Origin of the sequence: Methylorubrum podarium, from assembly GCF_022179745.1 — a bacterium.
In the GTDB taxonomy this organism is placed as follows: domain Bacteria; phylum Pseudomonadota; class Alphaproteobacteria; order Rhizobiales; family Beijerinckiaceae; genus Methylobacterium; species Methylobacterium podarium.
In genome coordinates this window covers 1-21,277 of record NZ_BPRD01000209.1, presented here as the reverse complement: position 1 = coordinate 21,277, position 21,277 = coordinate 1, and the positions used below count along the sequence as shown (strand labels likewise).

Sequence of the window (21,277 nt, the reverse complement as noted above, 5' to 3'; positions counted from 1 at the left end):
CCGCCCGCGAGAGGCCGCGCGCCGCTTGGCCCCGCTCCCCGCCCTTTTCAAGCCGATCGTCCCGGTCGTCCAGGCCGCCGCGGCGCGCCCGTTGTCCCCGCGATCCTGGGCGAGACCGTGGCAGCACGCGACGGGCCGCCCGCGCATCGCGGTGATCGGCAATTGCCAAGCCACCGGCATCGCTCAGGCCCTGCGCCTGCTGCTGCCGGGCGCCGCGGTCGAGACGATTCTCGTCGCCGGGCTCGCCCGCCGGTTCGGGCATATCGACCGGCTGGCGCGCCATCTGTGTGACCACGATCTCGTCTTCTCGCAGTTCTTCCCCGTGGGCTTCGTCGCGGGCGGCAACGTCCACGGGCTGGCCGAGCGGGTGCCGGGCCTGCGGCTCTTCCCGACGATCCTGTTTGCCGGTTTCCACCCCGATCTCGTCCATGTCGGCGACGAGGCGAGCCTGCGCCTGTCGCGGCTCGTCGCCTCGCCGATCGGGCCGTATCACTCGGCGATCGCGCTTCAGGGTTTCCGCCGGGGCCTCAGCGTCGAGGCGACCCTGCGGCTCTATACCGGCGCCGTCTTCGAGCGGCTCGGCTATTTCGACCTGTGGCAGCGGAGCGCGGACTACCTGCTGCGCACCGCCCGCGATGTCGGGTTCGGCCTCGACAGGGAATTCGCGCTGTGGAGCCGGGGCGGCGTGTTCATGCACGTCATCAATCACCCGCGGCTTCCCGTCCTCGGCGACATCGCCCGGCGCCTCGCCCGCGAGGCGGGCTGCGATCCGCTCGACATTCCAGTGGAGGCCTACGCGCCCGACACCCTGGCGATCGAGCCGGTCTGGCCGGTCCTGCCGGGGATCGCTGAGCGCTACGGCGTGGTGGGTTCGACCCTGTTCAAGGGGGACGGCCGGCGCGCCCCGCCGCGCCTGCTCGATCTGCCCGATTTCGTGGCCGAGAGTTTCGCGCTCTACGCCCGGCACCGGCCGCAGGATCTCACCTGCACGCGCCTCGAGACCTGGGGAACGGAGCCGGACATCCGCGCGCTCTTCGACGCGGCGGCATAGCGCGATCCGACGCGCACGCGCTCAGCCGGCGGCGCGGCCCCTGCCTTCGCCGGGGCGCGCGGCCATCAGGCTGGCGAGCTCCACGATCTCCCGCGTTTCGAACGGCTTGCGGAGATAGTAGCTGCCCGGAACCGTCCGGCTCTCGATCTGCGGCGCCGTGGAGGCGTAGACGACCGGCCGCTCCGGATGACGCTCGCGATAGGCCCTCGCGACGGTCCAGCCGTCGATGAGGCCCGGCAGGACGATGTCGGTGAATAGCCAATCGATGGACTCGCCCCCGTCACGCAGCACCGTGAGCGCGGCCTCGCCGCTGGACGCCGCCAGCACGCGCATGCCCTCGCGCTCGCACAGCCGCGTCAGCATCTCCAACAACAGGTAATTGTCCTCGACGATGAGCACGGTCGTGACGGACGACATGGCCCTTATCCAATTTCGGGGTGTGCTCATCACACGGTCGAACGGTTAATGCTTCGTTAACTGGACTGCTGCATAGCAATCTTTCGCAAAGCCGAGCAATGAAATGAACCAGCCCGCCGCGCATCGGCCCGGCTCCGCCCCGATGGCCGCCTTCGATGCCGACGCTCTCGCCGAGCTGGAGGAGCTGTTCGGCCGGTCCCGCCTCATGGACCTGCTCGACGTCCTCGACCGCGAGATCGCGAGTCGCTTCGATCCGCCCGCGAGCGAGCCGTCGCGGCTGGCTCAGGACGCGCACATCCTCGTCTCGTCGAGCGGCGGGCTCTCCTTCCACGATCTGTCGGGAGCCTGTGCGGCCCTGGAGCGGGCCTGCCTCAGCGGAGCGGAGATCGCGGTGCCGCTCGGAACCGCCATCCACGCCGCCCGCCATGCACGGCAGGCGATCGCGACCCTGCGCGCGGCCTGACGACCGCGCTGTTGCTGCGCCGCAACATCAAAGGGTAAAGCGGCGCGTTTCAAGTCTGCGCCCACGGGGCGCCGCAATCATCGGCTGAACACTGGCCCCGGTTGCGGCCGAGCTTGGCACGGTCGCGATCGCACCGTGTCGTCCGCGCGAGGAGGCGACCCGTCTCACGGGCAGACAGCGGCGCGGGCGCCACTGTGAGGGACACTTAACCATCCTCGGCTAGCATCGGGGATGAGCAAGCCCTCGGCCGACGCAAAACCGCGTGCGGTGACCGAGGCCTCATCCACGCAGGAACTCGGAGCCGGCCCCGATCGCCGAACGATCGTGGCGGGCACCGGCAGAACAACCGGCACGGCTCGGCCGTGAGGAGAGAGACGATGTCGACACCCGCGCGCTTCCGTGGGCTTTCCCTGACGCTGGCACTCTGCGCCGCCCTCGGGCTCGGCGCCTGCAGCAAGGACAGCGATCTCGCCGACGCCTCCGGCTTCGGAGCGGGCGGCGCCGGCGGCGTGGCACGCCCCGGCAGCGCCCAGGACTTCGTCGTGAATGTCGGCGACCGGGTGTTCTTCGAATCCGACTCGACCGATCTCACGCCGACCGCCACCGCGACCCTCGACAAGCAGGCGTCCTGGCTCCAGCGCTATCCGCGCTACAGCTTCCTCATCGAGGGGCACGCCGACGAGCGCGGCACGCGCGAGTACAACTACTCGCTCGGTGCCCGCCGCGCGCAGACCGTTCAGGACTATCTCGCCTCCCGCGGCATCGCGGCCTCGCGGATGCGCACCGTCTCCTACGGCAAGGAGCGTCCGGTGGCGGTGTGCAACGACATCTCCTGCTGGTCGCAGAACCGCCGCGCCGTCAGCGTCCTCGACGGCGGCGCCGGCTCCTGAGACCAGTCGAGGCCCGGTTTTGCGGCCGACCGGGCCTTCTGCTAACGGGTGAGCGTGCCTCGTCGAATTCCCGGTGATCCACCGGAGCCGCTCTCGCTGCGATGGCGAGGCGGGCGGTTCGTAAGAGGCGCGAAGACGGCCGCGAGCCAGTAGACCGATCGGTGCCAGCCGCCATGTTCCGTCGCCTCCTCCTCACCCTCGGACTCGGTCTCGCGGTCTCGTCGGCCGCCCTGTGCGCCGCGCAGGCGCAGGACGCCTCGGAACTCGTGGTGCGCCTCAACCGCCTGGAGAACGTCTCCCGGCAGCTCTCCGGGCAGATCGAGACGCTCCAGTACGAGAACCGGCAGCTCAAGGAACAGCTTCGGAAGTTCCAGGAGGATGTCGAGTTCCGCTTCCAGGAAGGGAAGGGGAGCGCCGCCGCCCCCGCCCGCAAGGCGCCCGCGCCCGCCGCGTCGCCGCCCTCCGCCGCGCCCTACGGCACCAATCCCGGCGAGGGCCGGCCGGGCAAGCGCAGCGATGCCTTCGATCCCGAGCAGAACCCGAATGCGCCGGGCGCTCCGAAGCCGCTCGGGACGACGCAGCCCTCGCTCCCGCTGCCCACCGGCGCCATCGCCGAGGCCGAGACGCCCCTGCGCCGGTCCGTCCCGCCGACGGTGGCGGACGCGGATGCGGGCGCTTCCGACGACATGGACCTGCCGCCGCCCGGCTTCGGCGGCCCGGTCGATCTCTCGCCTCCGCCCGCGCGCACCGGCTCGATCGAGCCGGTCGAGGTGCCCGCCGCCGGCGCCAGCATCGCCGCCACCGGCAGCGGCGACGCCCAGGCCGATTTCGAGGCGGCCTACGCCCTGATCCGCGAGCGCCAGTACGAGCAGGCCGAGATGAGCCTGCGCCAGTTCATCCAGTCGCATCCCCGCGACCGGCTGGTGCCGAAGGCGACCTACTGGCTCGGTGAGAGCTACCTCCAGCGCAACCGCTCCCGCGAGGCGGCGGAGCAGTTCCTCAAGGTCTCGACCGATTACGCCAACTCGCCCGTCGCCCCGGAGGCGATGCTGAAGCTCGGCGCCTCCCTGCACGCGCTCGGAGCCAAGGCTCAGGCCTGCGCCACGCTCGCCGAGGTCGAGCGGAAGTTCCCGGGTGCGGGCGCCGGCGTGCGCCAGGGTGTCGAGCGGGAGCAGAAACGCGCCCGCTGCGCCGCTTGAGCGACGCGCCCGCGTCCCTCGACGAACGGCTCGCCCGCGGCCTCGCCCCGCTCCTCGACAGGGCGACGACCTCCATCCTGCTCGCGGTCTCCGGCGGGCCCGATTCCACGGCACTGATGCATGCGGCCCGCTCGGCGCGGGACCGGGTCCAGGTCGCCACCGTCGATCACGGGCTGCGGGCGGGATCGGCCGCGGAGGCGGAAGGGGTCGGGCGCCTCGCGGCCGAACTCGGTCTCGTCCACACGATCCTGACCTGGGAGGCGCCGCGCCGCGACAGCGGGATCCAGGCGGCGGCACGCGACGCCCGCTACCGGCTTCTCGCGGACCATGCCGCCCGGATCGGCGCCGGGCTCGCTCTCACCGCGCACACCCTCGACGATCAGGCCGAGACCGTCCTGATGCGGCTCATCGCCGGAAGCAGCCCGTCCGGCCTCGCCGGAATGCGCGGCGAACGCCCGCTGGGGCCGGGCATCCGGCTGGTGCGGCCCTTCCTCGACATCCCGAAGGCCGACCTCGTGGCCTATTGCGGACGGCACGGTCTCCCGTTCCTGCGCGATCCCTCCAACGTGGACGAGCGCTTCGCCCGCACCCGCTTGCGTCGCCTCCTGCCCCTGCTGGCGGAGGAGGGCCTGACCGCGGCACGAATCGGCCGTCTCGCCGCCCGCGCGGCACGAGACGACGCGGCGCTGGAGCAGCGTAGTCAGACCGTGTTCTCGGAGATCGCGGCGAGCAGCGAAGGCGGGCTCCGCCTCGACGGTCACCGCCTCCGCCGCGAGCCGGAAGCGATCGTCCTGCGCGTCCTCGACGCGGCGCTCGACGGGATCGCGTCGGACCACGAGCCGCCCGTCCCGAAGCGCCTGGAACGGCTCGAAACCCTTGTTCTCGAAGCGCTGCTGCCGGCCCTGGCCGAGGGGAGGGCGCTGCGCCGCACCCTTCGCGGCGTCCTCATCGAGACCGACCGGAAGGGGGCGATCCGCCTCGCCGCCGCCCCGCCGCGCAGGGTCTTCGCGAAGCGCCGCTAACGCTACGCGGTCGCCCTCGCCGCAGGCGCGACCGATTTACTTGGCAACCGAAGGGGCGCCGCCTACATTGGCTCCGAGCGCGTGGGGTATGCCGCGACCTTGCGGGACGACGCTCGCACGCCTCCCAGGACCGATCGATGAACCCGAATTTCCGCAATTTCGCCCTGTGGGTCGTCATCTTCCTGCTTGTGCTCGCCCTCGTGACCCTGTTCCAGAACCCGGGTCACCGCGGCGGCGGCAGCGAGATCGCCTACAGCCAGCTCCTGAACGACGCCGATGCCGGCAAGATCCAGTCCGTCACGATCTCCGGTCAGGACGTCAGCGGCACCTATGTGGGCGGCGGCAACTTCTCGAGCTACATCCCCAACGATCCGAGCCTCGTCTCGAAGCTCCAGAGCAAGGGCGTGCAGATCACCGCGCGTCCGCCCTCCGACAACACGCCCTGGTTCATCCAGCTTCTCGTGAGCTGGCTGCCGATCCTCGTGTTCATCGGCGCCTGGATCTTCCTCTCGCGCCAGATGCAGTCCGGCGCAGGCCGCGCCATGGGGTTCGGCAAGTCGAAGGCCAAGCTCCTCAACGAGGCGCATGGGCGCGTCTCCTTCGAGGATGTCGCCGGCGTCGAGGAGGCCAAGGAGGATCTGCAGGAGATCGTCGAGTTCCTGCGCGACCCGCAGAAGTTCCAGCGGCTCGGCGGCCGCATCCCGCGCGGCGTGCTGCTCGTCGGCCCGCCCGGCACCGGTAAGACCCTGATCGCCCGCGCGGTCGCGGGTGAAGCCAACGTGCCGTTCTTCACGATCTCGGGCTCCGACTTCGTCGAGATGTTCGTCGGCGTCGGTGCCTCCCGCGTGCGCGACATGTTCGAGCAGGCCAAGAAGAACGCGCCCTGCATCATCTTCATCGACGAGATCGACGCGGTCGGCCGCCATCGCGGCGCCGGCCTGGGCGGCGGCAACGACGAGCGCGAGCAGACCCTCAACCAGCTCCTCGTGGAGATGGACGGGTTCGAGGCCAACGAGGGCGTCATCATCATCGCGGCGACCAACCGCCCCGACGTGCTCGACCCGGCGCTGCTGCGTCCCGGCCGCTTCGACCGCCAGATCATGGTGCCGAACCCGGACGTCACCGGCCGCGAGCGCATCCTGCGGGTGCACGTCCGCAAGGTGCCGCTGGCGCCCGACGTCGACCTCAAGACCATCGCCCGCGGCACGCCCGGCTTCTCCGGCGCCGACCTGATGAACCTCGTCAACGAGTCCGCTCTTCTCGCGGCTCGTCGCGGCAAGCGCATCGTGACGATGCACGAATTCGAGGACGCCAAGGACAAGGTGATGATGGGCGCCGAGCGGCGCACCCTGGTCATGACCGAGGACGAGAAGCGCCTCACCGCCTACCACGAGGGCGGCCACGCCATCGTCGCGCTCAACGTCCCGGCGACCGATCCGGTCCACAAGGCGACGATCATTCCGCGCGGCCGTGCGCTGGGCATGGTCATGCAGCTGCCCGAGCGCGACAAGCTGTCGATGTCGTTCGAGCAGATGACCTCGCGGCTCGCCATCATGATGGGCGGGCGCATCGCCGAGGAGATGATCTTCGGCCCCGAGAAGGTGACCTCGGGCGCGCAGTCGGACATCGAGCAGGCGACGCGGCTGGCCAAGATGATGGTCACCCGCTGGGGCTTCTCGCCGGAACTCGGCACCGTGGCCTACGGCGACAACAACGACGAGGTCTTCCTCGGCATGTCGATGGGCCGTCAGCAGACGGTCTCGGAGGCAACCGCCCAGAAGATCGACGCCGAGGTCCGCCGCCTCGTCGAGGCCGGCCTGGAGGAGGCGCGCCGCATCCTCGCCGAGCACAAGGACGACCTGGAAGCGCTGGCGCAGGGCCTGCTCGAATACGAGACCCTGTCCGGCGAGGAGATCCGCAAGCTGCTCCAGGGCGAGCCGCCGGTGCGCGATTCGGGCGACGTACCGCCGACCCCGGCGCGCGGTTCGCCGGTTCCCTCGACCGGTCGCGGCCGCCCCCGCGGCAGCGACGGCGGGCTGGAGCCGAGCCCGCAGCCGCAGGGCTGAACGGCCGATCGGACAGGGAAGGGGGCGCCGCGAGGCGCCCCTTTTTTCGTGGCCGCACGATCCCGCGGGATCGACGGCCCACACCACCTCTCGAACCACGGACGGAACGGCGACGATGCCGAGTTCGGTCTACCTGATCGTCGCCCTCGGCGCGGCCGTCGCCGGCTTCGTGCAGGGATTGTCCGGATTCGCCTTCGGCCTCGTCGCCATGTCGATCTGGGCCTGGGTCATCGATCCCCAGCTCGCGGCCGCCCTCGCCGTCACCGGGGCCCTCGCCGGTCAGGTCGTCGCCGCGGTCACGGTGCGCCGGGGCTTCGCGGTCGGGTTGCTGGCGCCGTTCGTGCTCGGCGGCCTCGCCGGCATCCCGCTCGGCGCTTTCCTGCTGCCGCATCTCGACATGCATTGGTTCAAGGCGATCCTCGGGACCCTCCTCGTCCTGTGGTGCCCGGCGATGCTGCTGTCGAAGGATCTGCCGCGGATCACCGTCGGCGGCCGCATCGCCGACGCCGCCATCGGCCTCGGCGGCGGCATCCTCGGCGGTCTCGGCGGGTTCACGGGCACGCTGCCGACGCTCTGGTGCACGCTCCGCGGCTACGAGCGGGACGTGCAGCGCGCGGTCATCCAGAACTTCAACCTGTCGATGCTGGCCGTGACGCTGGCAGTCTACGTCGCCTCCGGCCTCGTCACCTGGACCATGCTGCCGATGATCCTGGTGGTCCTGCCGGCCATGCTGATCCCCACGATTCTCGGCACCCGCGCCTATGTCGGATTGAGCGAAGCCGGCTTCCGCAGGCTCGTCCTCGGGCTTCTCACCGTCTCGGGCATTGCCTTGCTCGTCTCGGCCGCCCCGCAGGTTCTTCGCTAACGGCGGCGGAAGGCGGCCGGTCGCCCCATTTCGACCGCCTTTGTCGCGGAGCAACCGATTCACCAAGCCCGCGTTCCGCTCCGCCGGCCGGGTCCTGTTCTGGTAACGTGGCCAGCTGCCAGCCACGCCGAGCGCGGAGAAGCGACGTTGCGCAAACACTTCGGAACCGACGGCATCCGCGGACGTGCCAACGGCGTCATCACGCCGGAACTCGCCCTCAAGGTCGGGCAGGCCGCGGGCCTGATCTTCCAGCGCGGCGACCACCGCCACCGCGTCGTGATCGGCAAGGACACCCGGCTCTCGGGCTACATGATCGAGACCGCGCTCGTGGCCGGCTTCACCTCCGTCGGCATGGACGTGCTGCTCTTGGGGCCGATGCCGACGCCCGCCGTCGCGATGCTGACCCGCTCCATGCGCGCCGATATCGGCGTGATGATCTCGGCCTCGCACAACCCGTTCGAGGACAACGGCATCAAGCTTTTCGGCCCCGACGGGTTCAAGCTCAACGACGATCTGGAACTCGAGATCGAAAGCCTGATCGACGGCGACATGCGCCGCCGCCTCGCCGGCTCGCGCGACCTCGGCCGCGCCAAGCGGATCGAGAGCGTGCATGCCCGCTACATCGAGTTCGCCAAGCGCACGCTGCCGCGCCACGTCACCCTCGACGGGCTGCGCGTCGTCGTGGACTGCGCCAACGGCGCCGCCTACCGCGTCGCCCCGGAGACGCTCTGGGAACTCGGCGCCGAGGTGATCTCCATCGGCGTCGAGCCCGACGGCTTCAACATCAACCAGGATGTCGGTTCGACCGCCCCCGAGACCCTCGTCCAGAAGGTGCGGGAGCTGCGCGCCGATGTCGGCATCGCCCTCGACGGCGACGCGGACCGCGTGCTGATCGTCGATGAGAAGGGCCAGAAGGTCGATGGCGACCAGCTCATGGCGGCGGTGGCGCGCTCGTGGAAGGAAGACGAGCGCCTCACCCAGCCGGGCCTGGTCGCGACGATCATGTCGAATCTCGGTCTCGAACGCTTCATCAACGGCCTCGGCCTGACGCTCGCCCGCACCGCCGTCGGCGACCGCTACGTGCTCGAACACATGCGCGAGCACGGCTACAATCTCGGCGGAGAGCAGTCCGGCCACATCATCATGTCGGACTACGCGACCACGGGCGACGGGCTCGTCGCCGCCCTGCAGCTCCTCAGCGTCGTTAAGCGCCGCAACCTCCCGGTGAGCGAGGTCTGCCACTGCTTCGAGCCGCTGCCGCAGATCCTCAAGAATGTCCGCTTCCGTTCCGGCGAGCCGCTGCGGGCGGATTCGGTCGTCACGGCCATCGCCCACGCCAAGGATCGGCTCGGCCAGTCGGGCCGCCTCGTGATCCGTCCCTCCGGCACCGAGCCGGTCATCCGCGTGATGGCCGAGGGCGACGACCGCGACCTCGTCGCGGAGGTCGTGGACGAGGTGGTCGACGCCGTCACCCGCGCGGCGGCCTGAGCCGCCCCCTTCCGACATGATCCCGCTTCGCCTCGAAGCGGAAGCGAAGCACGCGGACATCGCCGGACCCGGGATCGGTCCGGCGACGCGCAGGGCGTGTACAGTTCGAGGGCGGAGCGGAGCCGCGAGGCAATTTCCGGCCGGGTCGCACAATCGGCGATTGGTATTGATTTCCCGCCGCTTTGCCGATCGATGAAACAGATCGGCAAGACTAATTTTTTACGTTAAGTCGGGCTTAACCTCCATACAACATCCTTGCACTCGCATTTCGGGCCGGCCTGACCTTTCGGCGCGCTCGACGGGTGAAGGATATCTTAATGCGCCGCCGCTCCATAATTCCCGCATTGGCGCGCACTCTCACGCTCCTCGCGGGCGTCGGGGTGCCCTGCCTTGCACAAGCCGCCGACCTGCTGCCGCCACCGCCCCCCATGCCCGCGCCGTTGCCTGAACCGGAGGTGTTCGCCGGCGGCTGGTACCTGCGTGTCGATGGCGGCTACGGCTCGCTCGACCTGCGCAAGAGCATCGCCGAGGACGTTTCGTATCCGTCCAAGCCGTACGAATACGCCGTCGTGCAGGACAAGGTCTCGAACCAGTACTTCGTCGGCGGCGGTGTCGGCTATCAGATCAATCCGTGGCTGCGCGTCGATGCGACCGGTGAGTACCGCTTCCGCAGCAAGTGGAGCTTCGCGACCGAGGACAAGACCTTCGGCGATACCGGCGGCTACAACGTCACGAGCGGGAAGTTCGACTCCATCGTCGGCCTCGCCAACGGCTACATCGATCTCGGAACGTGGTACGGCGTCACGCCGTTCGTCGGCGCCGGCGTCGGCGTCGCCCACCACAGCTTCGGCGGCGTGACCGACAAGGGCTACGGCGCCTACGAGGGCGGCTATGGGATCGGCCGCCACAGCGAGCGGACGAACTTCGCCTGGGCGCTGCACGCCGGTCTCGGCTACGCCATCTCGCAGAACGTCCGGTTCGAGGCCGCCTATCGCTACCTCAACATGGGCGAGGCCACGACCGGCGTCGTCACCTGCGCGCCGGACTGCCCGAAGACGGTCTACCGCGTGAAGGAACTCGAGTCGCACGACGTCAAGGTCGGTCTGCGCTACATGTTCGGCGCGCCCGTCGCGGTCGCCGCCGTCGATTACGCGCCGCCTCCGCCGCTGGTGCGCAAGTACTGATCGCTCCCGTTCAGCGACCAGCACCCAAACGGCGCGGATCCTCTCCGCGCCGTTTCTGTTTTCGACGAAGCGAGCCCGGCCGGTTAAGGTTAAGCCGATTATAACTTTTATCGGAAAGACTGGTGGTCAATCGAGGCGCGGGCTCCTCCTGCCGCCGCACCTCCGACGAGGCTTCCCATGATTGCATCGCATCGTCTGGCGCTGGCGGCCACGCTCGCGACCGGCACGCTCCTCGGACTCCTGACCGGTACCTTCGCCTTCCCCGGCACGGCCACGGCGGCGGATCTGCCGCCGCTGCCGCCGCCCCCGGTCGAGGTCGCTCCGGTGGCCATCGGCAGCGGCTGGTACCTCCGCGGCGACTTCACCCAGACCTGGTACGAGCATCCCCGCGACGACGCGATCCCCGATCCGAGCGATCCGGGCATGCCGCCGCTGGTCGGGCTGCGGCTGAGCTCGGAAGCGGGTTACGGCGGCGGCGTCGGCTACCAGATCAATCCGTGGCTGCGCGTCGACGCGACGATCGACCAGCGCGGCGCCTCGTCCTTCCGCGGTTACTCCTCGCGCTCGGTGTTCCAGACCGGCTACAACCTCGAGGCCGGCAAGGTCGACGTGCTGACGGGTCTCGTCAACGTCTACGCCGATATCGGAACGTGGTACGGCTTCACGCCCTACGTCGGTGCCGGCGTCGGCTTTGCCGACAAGCGCATGAGCCGCAACTACACGCAGACGACCTGCGTGATCGACGGCTGCGACGGGGCCGCCGGCACGGGTCCGCGCAACGCCGCCTTCCGCGCCAACCATTCGGTCACGACCTTCGCCTGGGCCCTGACCGCCGGTGTCTCCTACGAGATCGGCGCCGGCTTCAGCCTCGACGCGGCCTATCGCTACATCAATCTCGGCAAGGTCCGCAGCGGGCTCGACGAGTATGGCGGCCTCACCCGCGTGAAGGATCTGGCGGCCAACGAGTTCCGGGTCGGCCTGCGCTACCGCTTCGCCGACAGCCTGCTCTCGCCGTCCGCCCAGAACTTCGGCAACTGAGCCGACCGAACCTGTCTCTCGACACCGCACGGCGTCCGGGGTGAAACCCGGGCGCCGTTTCTGCTTGAGCCGCTTCGAGAGACACCATCCCGGAAGGCCGCCTGCCGATGCGCGATTACGGACGCCGCCGGCCGTCGATCCGAACGCCCGAGCGGCGTGTGATGCGGCTTCCGGTCGATCACGCGGGGTTTGGTCCCACTCCGTCGTCCCAAGGCGGAGCCGACGCGATCAAACGCAAACGGCACCAATCATCTCGGGACGCCATTCCATGTTGATCCGGCACGGAAAATTAAGGTTACCGAATTAAGACGGAGGGGTCAGCCCGGCGCGATGACGGCCCGGTGCGTGAGGACGACGACGATGCGTATCGCGACCCTGGCTCTTCTGACCTCCGTTCTGGTGTCACCTGCTCTCGCGGCCGATCTCGACTACGGCGTTCTGCGCGGCGCCGACGACGATTACCTCGAATCGGCTCCGTTGATCGACTGGAGCGGGTTCTATGTCGGTGGACATGGCGGCTACTCGTCGGCGGCCCTGGGATTCACCAACGCCTTCCAGCCGATCGTCGCGAACGCGCTCCGGAACACCGTGGCCGAGGTCGAGATGGGCGCGTCTCAGTATCTCGCGACGCGCGCGACCCATTCCGGAGGCGCCAGCTACGGCGTGTTCGCCGGTGTCAACTACCAGTTCGACGATGTCGTCGCCGGCCTCGAAGCCGACTACACGTACTTCGGTCGGTCCGGCTCTTCTTTCGACCAAATCGCCCGTTTCCGGATCACGAACGATGGCTTCCTCACCACCGTCGCTCTGAAAGGCCAAGCGAGCACGGAAATCGAGGATTACGGAACCGTCCGAGGCCGCCTCGGCTACGCGTTCGGAAGCTTCCTCCCGTACATCACCGGCGGCCTCGCGGTGGGCCGGGCAACGGTCAGCGATACGGTCTCGGTTCAGAATTACGCCTACGACAACAACGCCTATAGCGCCAACCAGACCGGCGGCACGACGACCTACGTCAAGAACTACGGCTACTCCTGGTTCAGTCAGTCCAATCCCCCCGGCAGCATTCCGGCGCCCGGCACGATCTACGGGGCGACGAAGAAGGTCACGGTCGTCGGCCTCGCCGTCGGTGGCGGCATCGAATACGCCATCACGTCGAACTTCCTGCTGCGCGGCGAGTACCAATACGTCCTGTTCAACGATTTCCAGGGACACAAGGCCGAGCTGAACACCGTGCGCGGTGGCGCCGCCATCAAATTCTGAACCGCCTGACCCATCGAAGGGCCGACATGCGCAACCTGCTTCCGCTCGCCGCCCTCGGTCTTGCCGGCTTCGCCGCGGCACCCGCCTATGCGGAGGCGGGCGGGCACATTCGGCGCGCGGCACCGCGCGCCGCCGTCTCGATACTCCCGCCGGAGATGCCCTATCGCGATCCGCGTCCGCGCTTCCGCGCACGGCCGCCGGTCGAGCGGTTTGCCGTCCGGGGCTACCTGCCGCGGCCGACCAACCAGCCGATGTTCAACGAGCCGCCGCAGCCGCTGCGCTGACACGCGCTCAGCTGTCGAGCTCGCTGTCCCAGTAGAGATAATCGAGCCAGGTGTGGTGATACTGGCGGTGGTCGAACTCCGGCTGGCGGCGGTGCAGTTCGTGGCGCGTCGGCCGGTGCGGCTCGTTGAGGAGGGGCATCTCCGCCTCGTCCGGCGTGCGGTTGGCCTTGCGCAGGTTGCACGGCGAGCAGGCCGCCACGACGTTTTCCCAGGTGGACAGGCCGCCGCGGGAGCGGGGCACGACGTGGTCGAAGGTGAGGCCGCCCGAGGGCAGACGCAGGCCGCAATATTGGCAGGTGAAGGTGTCGCGCAGGTAGATGTTGTAGCGCGTGAAGGCCGGGCTGCGGGCGAGCGCCACGTAGCTCTTGAGGGCGACGACGCTCGGCACCTTGAGGGAGCGGCTCGGACTGTGCGCCTCGATGTCGTAGTTCGCGACCAGGGTGACGCGGTCGAGGAACAGGGCCGTGAATGCGTCCTTCCAGGACCACAACGAGAGCGGATTGTAGGAAAGCGGCCGGTAATCCGCGTTGAGCACCAGGGTTTGCAGATCGATCATCGACGCCACTCACTGCTCGTGACGGCGCCCCTTGGGCGCCTCGGCCGTGGACGCTTGAGGTCCGAAAGGCCATGCCGTGCCCGCGACGGCCGGAGTCCGGGGGGTGCCTCAGAACCGTGCCGGAGCGCATGGCGCCCCCGCGCGGCCGCACCTCTCCGGTCCGTCGCACGCGCTCGCACCATATCCGCAGCCGGAACGCGGCGCGCTCCGGCGGGACGGTGGAACTGAAGAAAATCGGGTGGACCTTGACGCCGACGGCTCCCCCGACCGGCGAATCGTGCCGGTTCGAACCGAAGCGTGGCGGGGCGGACGATCAGCGCCGCCTCCTCGCTGCGTGAGGATATGGCCAAGTCCATCGCGGCTTAGTGTAATATCAGCGTGACAAGCTTGTGAAGGCGAGCGGGCGGTCCGCGACGTCGCGGCCGCCGATTTTCCCTGAAAATGGGACTTCCGCCGTCCTCCCGCACGCTTTCGCCCCATTACGCGGGCAGAGACCGGGCGACGAGGATGCGCCATTCCTTTTGTGCATCGCAAAAAGTTTGGCCGATGCCCCCTCGGCAGGTTTGGCCGAGGCCCTAGCTCAGGGCATCATAAGGCAGAAAATTTTGGTACGGCGCGGTCGCTGTCGCGCGGGCATCGCAGCTGAAGCGACACCAGTTTCAAGCGCCGCCGACCCGAGGCGATCCGTTCCTCCCGCGAAGGATGACAATGCGACGACACTCCCTTCTCTCCCGTTTCCGCCATGTGGTTCGCGGCACGGCCCTGATCGCGACGCTGGCCGCGACCGCCGTCCTCCCGAGCGCGGCGGTGGGGCAGGGGAGTCCGCCGGCGGCACCGGCGGCGCAAGCACCGGCCGCGAAGCAGCCGAACGCCGCTCCGCCGCCGGCGAACGGTCAGCCGGCTCCCGCGAACGGGCAAGCCGCACCGGCCGCCAAGCCGGCCGCACCGAAGGCGCCCGTCTCGGAGGCGCTGCAGACGCTCCGCGACCGCCTCGACACCATCAAGGCGGATCTCGACTCGCGGGAGAAGGCGATCACCGGGCCGAATGTCGGCGCGGGCGACCTGACCCGCGCCCGGGACGGCCTCGACCCGCTCGCCGACCGGCTGCGGACGGTGATCGACCTTCTGGGACCCCGGCTGGACGCCGCCCGCGAGCGCCTCGCGCAGATCGGCCCGAAGCCGAAGGAGGGTGAGGAGAGCGAGGAGGTCGCCCGCGAGCGCGCCGAGCGCGAGCAGGCGGTCAACGACATCGACGGAACGCAGAGGCTGGCCAAGTCGCTGCTGGTGCAGAGCGACCAAATCGTCGATCAGATCTCGAATCGCCGCCGCGCCGCCTTCACCCGCGGTCTGTTCGAGCGCAGTTCGTCGCTGGTGAGCCCCGACCTGTGGATGCGGGTCGGCGCGGACATCCCGCGGGACATCAGCTCGCTCAAGAGCGGGTTCGACGACACCGTCGCCATGGTCCGCCGCAACGGCAGCCTGTGGAACCTGCTGATCCTCGGCCTCGCCCTCGGCCTGTCCTTCGCCCTGTATTTCGGCCGGCGCAACATCGCGCCTGCCCTCGGGCGCCGGGACGTCAACGTCGCCACGCCCTCAAAGCGCGCCAAGCTCCTGGGCGCGTGGCGGGTGCTCCTGCTCGGGACGTTGCCGGCCCTGGCGGGAAGCTACGCGGTCTACTTCGCCCTCGACGTGACCGAGCTGCTGCCGGCCCGCTTCCTGCCGGTCGCCAGCACCATCCTCGGCGGCATCGCCTTCATCGCCTTCGTCGAGGCGACCAGCGACGCGCTGCTCGCGGTCAACAAGCCCGCCTGGCGTCCGGCGCCGGTCTCGGACGCCGCGGCGTGGCGGATCAACGCGCTGGCGGTCAGCATCGCCGTCGTCATCACGGTCTCGAAATCGACCGAGGCGCTGAACTCGGCGATCTACGCCGCGCTGCCGATCTCGATCGCCACGCGCGGCCTCGGCGCCGTGACGGCGGCGCTCCTGCTCGCCATCGGCCTCCACCGCTTCGCCGACACGGCGGAGAAGGAGGAGGAGTGTTTCGGCCCCTATGTCGGCACCGAGACTTCGTCGAACATCGGCGGGCCGCTGCGGCTGCTCGGCTGGGTCGCGGTCGCCGTGATCGCGGTCGCGCCGCTCGTCGGCTACGTCGCCTTCTCGGCCTTCGTCGTCGATCAGCTGATCTGGAGCGCGAGCATCCTCGTCCTGCTCTGGCTCCTGATCGTCAGCGCCGACGTGCTGATCGGCGGCTCGCTGTGCGAGGACACCCGCATCGCCACGACGCTCCAGGCCAATACCGGCCTGCGCAAGCGCTCGCTGAACCAGATCGCGGTGCTGACGACCGGCTTCGCCCGCGTCCTGCTGATCGCCGTCGCCGCGCTTCTCGCGCTGGCGCCCTGGGGTCTCGATTCGACGGACGTCTTCTCGTCGGTCCGCACGGCCTTCTTCGGCTTCAAGGTCGGCGACGTCACGATCTCGCTCTCGGCGATCGCCTTCGGTGTCAGCATCCTCGTGCTCGGCGTGTTCATCACCCGCGGCGTGCAGCGCTGGCTGGAGAACACCTACCTTCCGGCGACCGACCTCGACGCGGGCCTGCGCAACTCGATCTCGACGGTGGCCGGCTATGTCGGCTTCCTGCTCGCCCTGGCGCTGGCCTTCTCCTATCTGGGCCTCAGCTTGGAGAAGCTGACCATCGTCGCCGGCGCGCTGTCCGTGGGTATCGGTTTCGGCCTCCAGTCGATCGTCAACAACTTCGTCTCGGGCCTGCTGCTGCTGTGGGAGCGCCCGATCCGGGTCGGCGATCAGGTGCTCATCGGCGACAGCGAGGGCATCGTGAAGCGCATCTCGGTGCGCTCCACCGAGATCCAGACCTTCGACCGCTCGGCCGTCATCGTGCCGAACTCGAACCTGATCTCCGGCATCGTGAAGAACCGCGTGCGGGGCGACCGCACCGGCCGGGTCATCATCTCGGTCAGCGTCCTTCGCAGCAAGGATCCCGTGCAGGCGGCCGAGATGATGGTCGAGTGCGCCAAGGCGCACCCGGACGTGCTGAAGGAGCCGGCGCCGCGGGTGGTGTTCAAGAAGATCGGCGACCCCTTCCTAGAGTTCGAGCTGATCGCCATGGTGGTCGACGTCAATCTCGGCCAGAAGGTGCAGAGCGACCTGAACTTCTCGGTGTTCAAGACGCTGGCCGACGCCGAGTTCATCCCGCCGATGGGACCGGCCTCGAGCTTCATCACCGTGCAGGGCCTGGAACCGGTGCGCGACGCCCTCGGACAGATCGCCCACGCGGTCGGCAGCCCGGCGGCGCACGTGATCGCGCCTCCGGCGGCGTCGCGATCGGAGGGCGACGAGAAGGACCCGGCCACGGCCGACGAGACCCCTTCGTCCGATGCGCGCGAACCGGCCCGCCGGTCGGGAAGCGCGTCTCAGGACGGGAACCTCCGGCGCCACGGATGAGGGGGCACGATCGGCGGCGCCCCTGGGGAAAGCGGGGCCGCCGCCGCCGAAACACTTGAGTTTCCAGCGGGCAAGGCCCACCTGAGCCGTCTGCCCACCGGAAAGCTGCTTTCGTGCTCGGACGTCAGACCTTCCTCGCCGCCCCCGCGATCCTCGCCCTCGTGGCCCTTCTCCCGGGTTGCGCGGGGCAGATGACGCCCGACGCGACGGGTCTTCCTAGCATGTATCTGCCGCTCACCACCGGCAGCACCGCGGTCGACGCGGGCGCGGCCCGGGACATGATCTCGGCCTATCGCCGCAACAACGGCGCCGCGCCGCTCGTCATCGATCCTGAACTGCAGCGGCTGGCCGAGACCGAGGCGGCCGCCATGGCCGCCTCCGATCGGCCGAGCAAGAGCCAGACGGTGCGCGCCGCCGTGACCCGGCTCGGCTACGACGGCGCGGACGCGAACCTCTCGGCGGGCTACCACACCCTCGCGGAGGCCTTCTCGGGGTGGCGCGACAGCCCTCCGCACCGGGCCGTCATGCTCGCGCCGGAGGCCAAGCGCATGGGGATCGCCACGGCCTACGCGCCGGGCTCCAAGTACAAGGTCTACTGGGCGCTGCTGGTGGCCAAGTAGCCTTCAGCCGTCACGGCACGGTCTTGCCGTTCGGCGTCGGCGGCGGCTCGGACAGCAGCGTCACCGTCACCCGGCGGTTGGCCGCGAGGTAGGGATTGTCGGGAAACATCGGCTCGGTATCGGCCTTGCCGGTCACCGAGGCGAAGCGGTCGTCGGGCAGGCCGGCATTCGCCAGAACGTCGCGCACGCTGAGCGCGCGGTTGGCCGACAGCTCCCAGGGCGGGGCCGTGTCGCGGCTGCCGGGTCGGAGGGTCGCGGTGAAGCCCGTCACGGCGATGCGGTTCGACAGCTTCATCAGCGTCGGTGCGAGGCGTTCCAGGAGCCGCCGGGTGCGGTCGTTGGGGCGGCTCGATCCTTCGGGGAACATCGAGCGGCCGTCCTGATCGACGATCGACACGTCGAGCCCCTTCCGGCTCGGCGCGATGATGACGTTCTTCGACAGTTCCGCCACCTCGGGCATGTCCTGCATCGCCTGCCGCAGGGAGGCGGCGGCCTGCCCGAAGGCGTCCGGATAGCCGCGGTCTGGGATGCCGTCGTCGAGGCCGCTGTCGATCTGCGGCGGCGTCGTGCGGTCGGTGGCGCGCTCGGGCGGCACGTCGCGCAGATGCTTGAACTTGTCCGCCGTCGGGATCCCCTCGCTCTCCAGGATGCCGGCGAACTTCGATTCCTTGTTCACGCCGAACGCGTCGCGCATCGAGCCGGCGACGACCTGGAGCTTTTTCTGGTCCTGCGTCGAGTAGGCGGCGATCATGACGAAGAAGCTCATCAGGAGCGCCATCAGGTCGGCGAAGGTCACGAACCAGCCGTGACCGCCGTGGGCGCCGCCGCGCTTCTTCTTGGCCACCGCCTACACTCCCGTCACGCCGCTTCCGCGGCGAGATCCTCGCGGTGGTGCGCGGGCAGGTAGGCGATCAGCATCTCGCGGACCAGCGAGGGGCTCTTCTGGTCGCGGATCAGCAGGATGCCGTCGATGATGAGGGAGCGCGACACGTCCTCCTCCTCGAGCTTGACGTGCAGCTTGTCGGCGATGGGCAGGGTGACCATGTTGGCGATGAGCGCGCCGTAGAGCGTCGCGAGCAGGGCGGTCGCCATGGCGGGGCCGAGCTTCGACGGATCCGACATGTTGGCGAACATCGTCACCATGCCGAGGATGGTGCCGATCATGCCCCAGGCCGGGGCGCAGTCGCCGAAGGCGCGGTAGATCTTCGAGCCCTCGTCGAGATGCATCAGGAAGTTGTCGCGGTCGCGCTCCATCGTGTCGCGGATGAAGTCGCGGTCGTAGCCGTCGGCGATGTAGCGCGCGCCCTGCGCCAGGAACGGGTCCGAGATCTCCATGTTCTCCAGGGCGATGGGGCCCGACTTGCGCACCACGTCGGCGATCTTGGTGATCTCCTCGATCAAGTCGTGCGGCTTCACCGAGCGCATGGTGAAGGCGTAGCGCAGGCCCATCGGCAGGCCGTGCAGCATGGTCGAGAACGGGAAGCGGATCATCGTCGCGGCGACGGCGCCGCCGAAGATCACGATCACCGCATGTTTATCGAAATAGGCGGCGAAGTTGCCGCCATCGATCATGATGAGCGTGAACACGACGCCGATGCCGCCGAGCAGCCCGATACCGGTTGCGAGATCCATGACGCCGACGCCCGAAGCCCGGCCGATCCTGCCAGCCGTGCCCCAGGTCTAAAAAAACAGGCTGAAGGAAGGGTAAAAGGGATTGGCCGATCCATCGTTTCGCCGTCATGTGCCGTTCAGGGGCAACGAGCCATAAGTTCCCATGCCGATCGACCGGGCGGCGCTTGCGGAGATCCGCAGCCTCTCGGTCGGCCGGCGCCGGGACGGTCCGGTTCCAACGACGGGATCCCCACGGCCGCAGCCGAATGGGGCGGGGAGCGAAAACACGATGTCGATGATTCGACTCTATGCGCGGGTGCTGGGCCTGCTCGGAGCGGAGAAGCGGCTGGCCATCGGTCTGATCGTGGCCAACGTCCTGCTCGCAGTGGCGGCCTTCGCCGAGCCACTGATCATGGGCCGTATCATCGACGGCCTGACCCATCTCTCCAAAGAGACGCCCGCGACCACGCTGATTCCGTGGATCGTCGCCTGGGTGGTGTTCGGCCTGTTCACCATCGGCGCGGGCGTGGCGATCGCCCTGCATTCCGACCGGCTTGCCCACCGCAACCGGCTCTCCACCATGGCGAATTTCTTCGAGCACGTGCTCGAGCTGCCGATCGCGTTCCACTCCTCGAACCATTCGGGCCGCGTGCTGAAGGCGATGCTGGAAGGCACGAACGCCATGGCCTGGGTCTGGCTCAACTTTTTCCGCGAGCACTTCTCCGCGCTGCTCTCCGTGGGCGTGCTGCTGCCGCTGACGCTGTTCGTGAACTGGCGGCTCGGCGCGATCCTCGTCGTGCTGGTCCTCGTCTTCACGGCGCTGGCGAGCTACGTCCTGCGCCGGACGGAGACGCTTCAGGGCGAGGTCGAGCAGTTCCAGTCGGGGCTCGCCGCCCACGCCTCCGACGCGCTCGGCAACGTCGCGGTGATCCAGTCCTTCACCCGCGCCCGCGCCGAGAAGGAAGCGATGCGCGACATCATCCACGACCTGCTGCGGGTGCAGATCCCCGTCCTGTCGTGGTGGGCGCTGGCGAACGTCGCCACCCGCGCCTCCGGCACGCTGACCATGACCGCGATCTTCATCACCGGCATCGCCCTGCACCAGAAGGGCGCGGCCACCGTCGGCGAGATCGTCGCCTTCATGAGCCTCGCCACCATGCTCGTGACGAAGCTCGACCACGTCGTGACCTTCGTGAACGGCGTGTTCATGCAGGCGCCGAAGATGCGCGAGTTCTTCGAGGTGGTCGACACCGTGCCGACTGTCAGCGACCGGCCGCACGCCAAGCAGGTCGCCCGCTTCGAGGGCGCGGTGAGCTTCGACGAGGTCGCCTTCTCCTACGATGGCCGCCGCAACGCCCTCGACGGCGTGTCCTTCGCCGCGCTGCCGGGCGAGACCGTGGCGCTCGTCGGCACCACGGGTTCGGGCAAGTCGACGACGCTGGGCCTGCTGCACCGGACCTTCGATCCCGATGCCGGCGCCATCCGCATCGACGGCATCGACATCCGCGACATCGGCCTCTCGTCCCTGCGCCACAACATCGGCGTCGTGTTCCAGGAGCCGATGCTGTTCAACCGCTCGATCCGCGAAAACCTTCAGGTCGGCCGCCCCGACGCGACCGATGCGGAGATGATCGACGCCCTCGAGCGCGCCCAGGCCAGCGAGTTCATGGCGCGTCAGCCCGACGGGCTCGACACGATCATCGGCGAGCGCGGTCGGTCGCTGTCCGGCGGCGAGCGCCAGCGCCTATCCATCGCTCGAACCCTCTTGCGCAACGCGCCGATCCTGGTCCTCGACGAGGCGACC

At 69.1% G+C, this 21,277-nt stretch carries 19 protein-coding genes; 15 read left to right on the top strand and 4 right to left on the bottom strand.

All coding sequences use genetic code 11. The features are described from left to right. Positions 1-25 precede the first annotated feature (25 nt). Positions 26-1,051: a WcbI family polysaccharide biosynthesis putative acetyltransferase gene (locus MFF42_RS11270; RefSeq protein ID WP_238255841.1), complete on the top strand. Its 1,026-nt coding sequence runs from the start codon at positions 26-28 to the stop codon at positions 1,049-1,051. A 21-nt stretch (positions 1,052-1,072) separates the two neighbouring features. Here MFF42_RS11270 and MFF42_RS11265 read toward each other — a convergent pair whose 3' ends face one another. Next, positions 1,073-1,468 (bottom strand): response regulator, encoded by a 396-nt coding sequence (locus MFF42_RS11265; RefSeq protein ID WP_238255840.1) that lies wholly within the window; start codon positions 1,466-1,468, stop codon positions 1,073-1,075. A 103-nt stretch (positions 1,469-1,571) separates the two neighbouring features. Here MFF42_RS11265 and MFF42_RS11260 point away from each other — a divergent pair, with 103 nt between their 5' ends. From MFF42_RS11260 to MFF42_RS11210, 11 genes are all read left to right on the top strand, one after another. Next, positions 1,572-1,931, top strand: coding sequence for a hypothetical protein (locus MFF42_RS11260; protein WP_238255839.1), 360 nt, complete (start codon positions 1,572-1,574; stop codon positions 1,929-1,931). Between the two features lie 377 nt (positions 1,932-2,308). Further along, positions 2,309-2,821: a peptidoglycan-associated lipoprotein Pal gene (gene pal / locus MFF42_RS11255; protein WP_238255838.1), complete on the top strand. Its 513-nt coding sequence runs from the start codon at positions 2,309-2,311 to the stop codon at positions 2,819-2,821. 173 nt (positions 2,822-2,994) lie between these two features. Beyond that, positions 2,995-4,020, top strand: a complete 1,026-nt coding sequence (gene ybgF, locus MFF42_RS11250) for a tol-pal system protein YbgF (RefSeq protein WP_238255837.1) — start codon at positions 2,995-2,997, stop codon at positions 4,018-4,020. Then, entirely contained in the window at positions 4,017-5,042 is a 1,026-nt protein-coding gene (gene tilS, locus MFF42_RS11245; protein ID WP_238255836.1) for a tRNA lysidine(34) synthetase TilS, read from the top strand. The genes ybgF and tilS overlap by 4 nt, the downstream gene beginning before the upstream one ends. Positions 5,043-5,179: 137 nt before the next feature. Beyond that, positions 5,180-7,108 carry an ATP-dependent zinc metalloprotease FtsH gene (gene ftsH, locus MFF42_RS11240; RefSeq protein ID WP_238255835.1) on the top strand — a complete coding sequence of 643 codons (1,929 nt, stop codon included), beginning with the start codon at positions 5,180-5,182 and terminating at the stop codon, positions 7,106-7,108. Positions 7,109-7,223: 115 nt separating this feature from the next. Beyond that, on the top strand, positions 7,224-7,973 hold the full coding sequence (locus MFF42_RS11235) for a sulfite exporter TauE/SafE family protein (protein ID WP_238255834.1): 750 nt from the start codon (positions 7,224-7,226) through the stop codon (positions 7,971-7,973). A gap of 147 nt (positions 7,974-8,120) precedes the next feature. After that, positions 8,121-9,461 (top strand): phosphoglucosamine mutase, encoded by a 1,341-nt coding sequence (gene glmM, locus MFF42_RS11230; protein ID WP_238255833.1) that lies wholly within the window; start codon positions 8,121-8,123, stop codon positions 9,459-9,461. A 317-nt stretch (positions 9,462-9,778) separates the two neighbouring features. Continuing rightward, positions 9,779-10,645: an outer membrane protein gene (locus tag MFF42_RS11225; RefSeq protein WP_238255832.1), complete on the top strand. Its 867-nt coding sequence runs from the start codon at positions 9,779-9,781 to the stop codon at positions 10,643-10,645. Between the two features lie 177 nt (positions 10,646-10,822). Further along, positions 10,823-11,683 carry an outer membrane protein gene (locus MFF42_RS11220; protein ID WP_238255831.1) on the top strand — a complete coding sequence of 287 codons (861 nt, stop codon included), beginning with the start codon at positions 10,823-10,825 and terminating at the stop codon, positions 11,681-11,683. A gap of 360 nt (positions 11,684-12,043) precedes the next feature. Continuing rightward, on the top strand, positions 12,044-12,943 hold the full coding sequence (locus MFF42_RS11215) for an outer membrane protein (protein WP_238255846.1): 900 nt from the start codon (positions 12,044-12,046) through the stop codon (positions 12,941-12,943). Positions 12,944-12,969: 26 nt separating this feature from the next. After that, on the top strand, positions 12,970-13,227 hold the full coding sequence (locus MFF42_RS11210; protein WP_238255830.1) for a hypothetical protein: 258 nt from the start codon (positions 12,970-12,972) through the stop codon (positions 13,225-13,227). 7 nt (positions 13,228-13,234) lie between these two features. On the opposite strand, the gene MFF42_RS11205 is transcribed toward MFF42_RS11210, so the two are convergent. After that, a complete protein-coding gene (locus MFF42_RS11205) occupies positions 13,235-13,783 on the bottom strand; it encodes an HNH endonuclease (protein ID WP_012457067.1) in 549 nt (182 codons plus the stop codon). A 708-nt stretch (positions 13,784-14,491) separates the two neighbouring features. Here MFF42_RS11205 and MFF42_RS11200 point away from each other — a divergent pair. Further along, positions 14,492-17,242 (top strand): DUF3772 domain-containing protein, encoded by a 2,751-nt coding sequence (locus tag MFF42_RS11200; RefSeq protein WP_238255829.1) that lies wholly within the window; start codon positions 14,492-14,494, stop codon positions 17,240-17,242. A 113-nt stretch (positions 17,243-17,355) separates the two neighbouring features. Continuing rightward, positions 17,356-17,862, top strand: coding sequence for a CAP domain-containing protein (locus tag MFF42_RS11195; RefSeq protein ID WP_238255828.1), 507 nt, complete (start codon positions 17,356-17,358; stop codon positions 17,860-17,862). A gap of 10 nt (positions 17,863-17,872) precedes the next feature. Here MFF42_RS11195 and MFF42_RS11190 read toward each other — a convergent pair whose 3' ends face one another. Both MFF42_RS11190 and MFF42_RS11185 read right to left on the bottom strand, forming a co-directional pair. Continuing rightward, positions 17,873-18,706, bottom strand: coding sequence for an OmpA/MotB family protein (locus tag MFF42_RS11190; RefSeq protein WP_238255827.1), 834 nt, complete (start codon positions 18,704-18,706; stop codon positions 17,873-17,875). A 14-nt stretch (positions 18,707-18,720) separates the two neighbouring features. Next, positions 18,721-19,494, bottom strand: a complete 774-nt coding sequence (locus MFF42_RS11185; RefSeq protein ID WP_238255826.1) for a motility protein A — start codon at positions 19,492-19,494, stop codon at positions 18,721-18,723. Positions 19,495-19,762: 268 nt separating this feature from the next. On the opposite strand from MFF42_RS11185, the gene MFF42_RS11180 reads away from it, so the two are divergent. Beyond that, positions 19,763-21,277 (top strand): glucan ABC transporter ATP-binding protein/ permease (locus MFF42_RS11180; protein ID WP_238255825.1); only part of this gene is annotated, 1,515 nt, incomplete at its 3' end.

Bases quoted from the DNA above. Each gene is read 5' to 3' on its own strand.
- MFF42_RS11265 (WP_238255840.1), bottom strand. From the start codon at position 1,468: ATGTCGTCCGTCACGACCGTGCTCATCGTCGAGGACAATTACCTGTTG.
- MFF42_RS11260 (WP_238255839.1), top strand. From the start codon at position 1,572: ATGAACCAGCCCGCCGCGCATCGGCCCGGCTCCGCCCCGATGGCCGCC.
- pal (WP_238255838.1), top strand. From the start codon at position 2,309: ATGTCGACACCCGCGCGCTTCCGTGGGCTTTCCCTGACGCTGGCACTC.
- ybgF (WP_238255837.1), top strand. From the start codon at position 2,995: ATGTTCCGTCGCCTCCTCCTCACCCTCGGACTCGGTCTCGCGGTCTCG.
- ftsH (WP_238255835.1), top strand. From the start codon at position 5,180: ATGAACCCGAATTTCCGCAATTTCGCCCTGTGGGTCGTCATCTTCCTG.
- MFF42_RS11235 (WP_238255834.1), top strand. From the start codon at position 7,224: ATGCCGAGTTCGGTCTACCTGATCGTCGCCCTCGGCGCGGCCGTCGCC.
- MFF42_RS11225 (WP_238255832.1), top strand. From the start codon at position 9,779: ATGCGCCGCCGCTCCATAATTCCCGCATTGGCGCGCACTCTCACGCTC.
- MFF42_RS11220 (WP_238255831.1), top strand. From the start codon at position 10,823: ATGATTGCATCGCATCGTCTGGCGCTGGCGGCCACGCTCGCGACCGGC.
- MFF42_RS11215 (WP_238255846.1), top strand. From the start codon at position 12,044: ATGCGTATCGCGACCCTGGCTCTTCTGACCTCCGTTCTGGTGTCACCT.
- MFF42_RS11210 (WP_238255830.1), top strand. From the start codon at position 12,970: ATGCGCAACCTGCTTCCGCTCGCCGCCCTCGGTCTTGCCGGCTTCGCC.
- MFF42_RS11205 (WP_012457067.1), bottom strand. From the start codon at position 13,783: ATGATCGATCTGCAAACCCTGGTGCTCAACGCGGATTACCGGCCGCTT.
- MFF42_RS11200 (WP_238255829.1), top strand. From the start codon at position 14,492: ATGCGACGACACTCCCTTCTCTCCCGTTTCCGCCATGTGGTTCGCGGC.
- MFF42_RS11185 (WP_238255826.1), bottom strand. From the start codon at position 19,494: ATGGATCTCGCAACCGGTATCGGGCTGCTCGGCGGCATCGGCGTCGTG.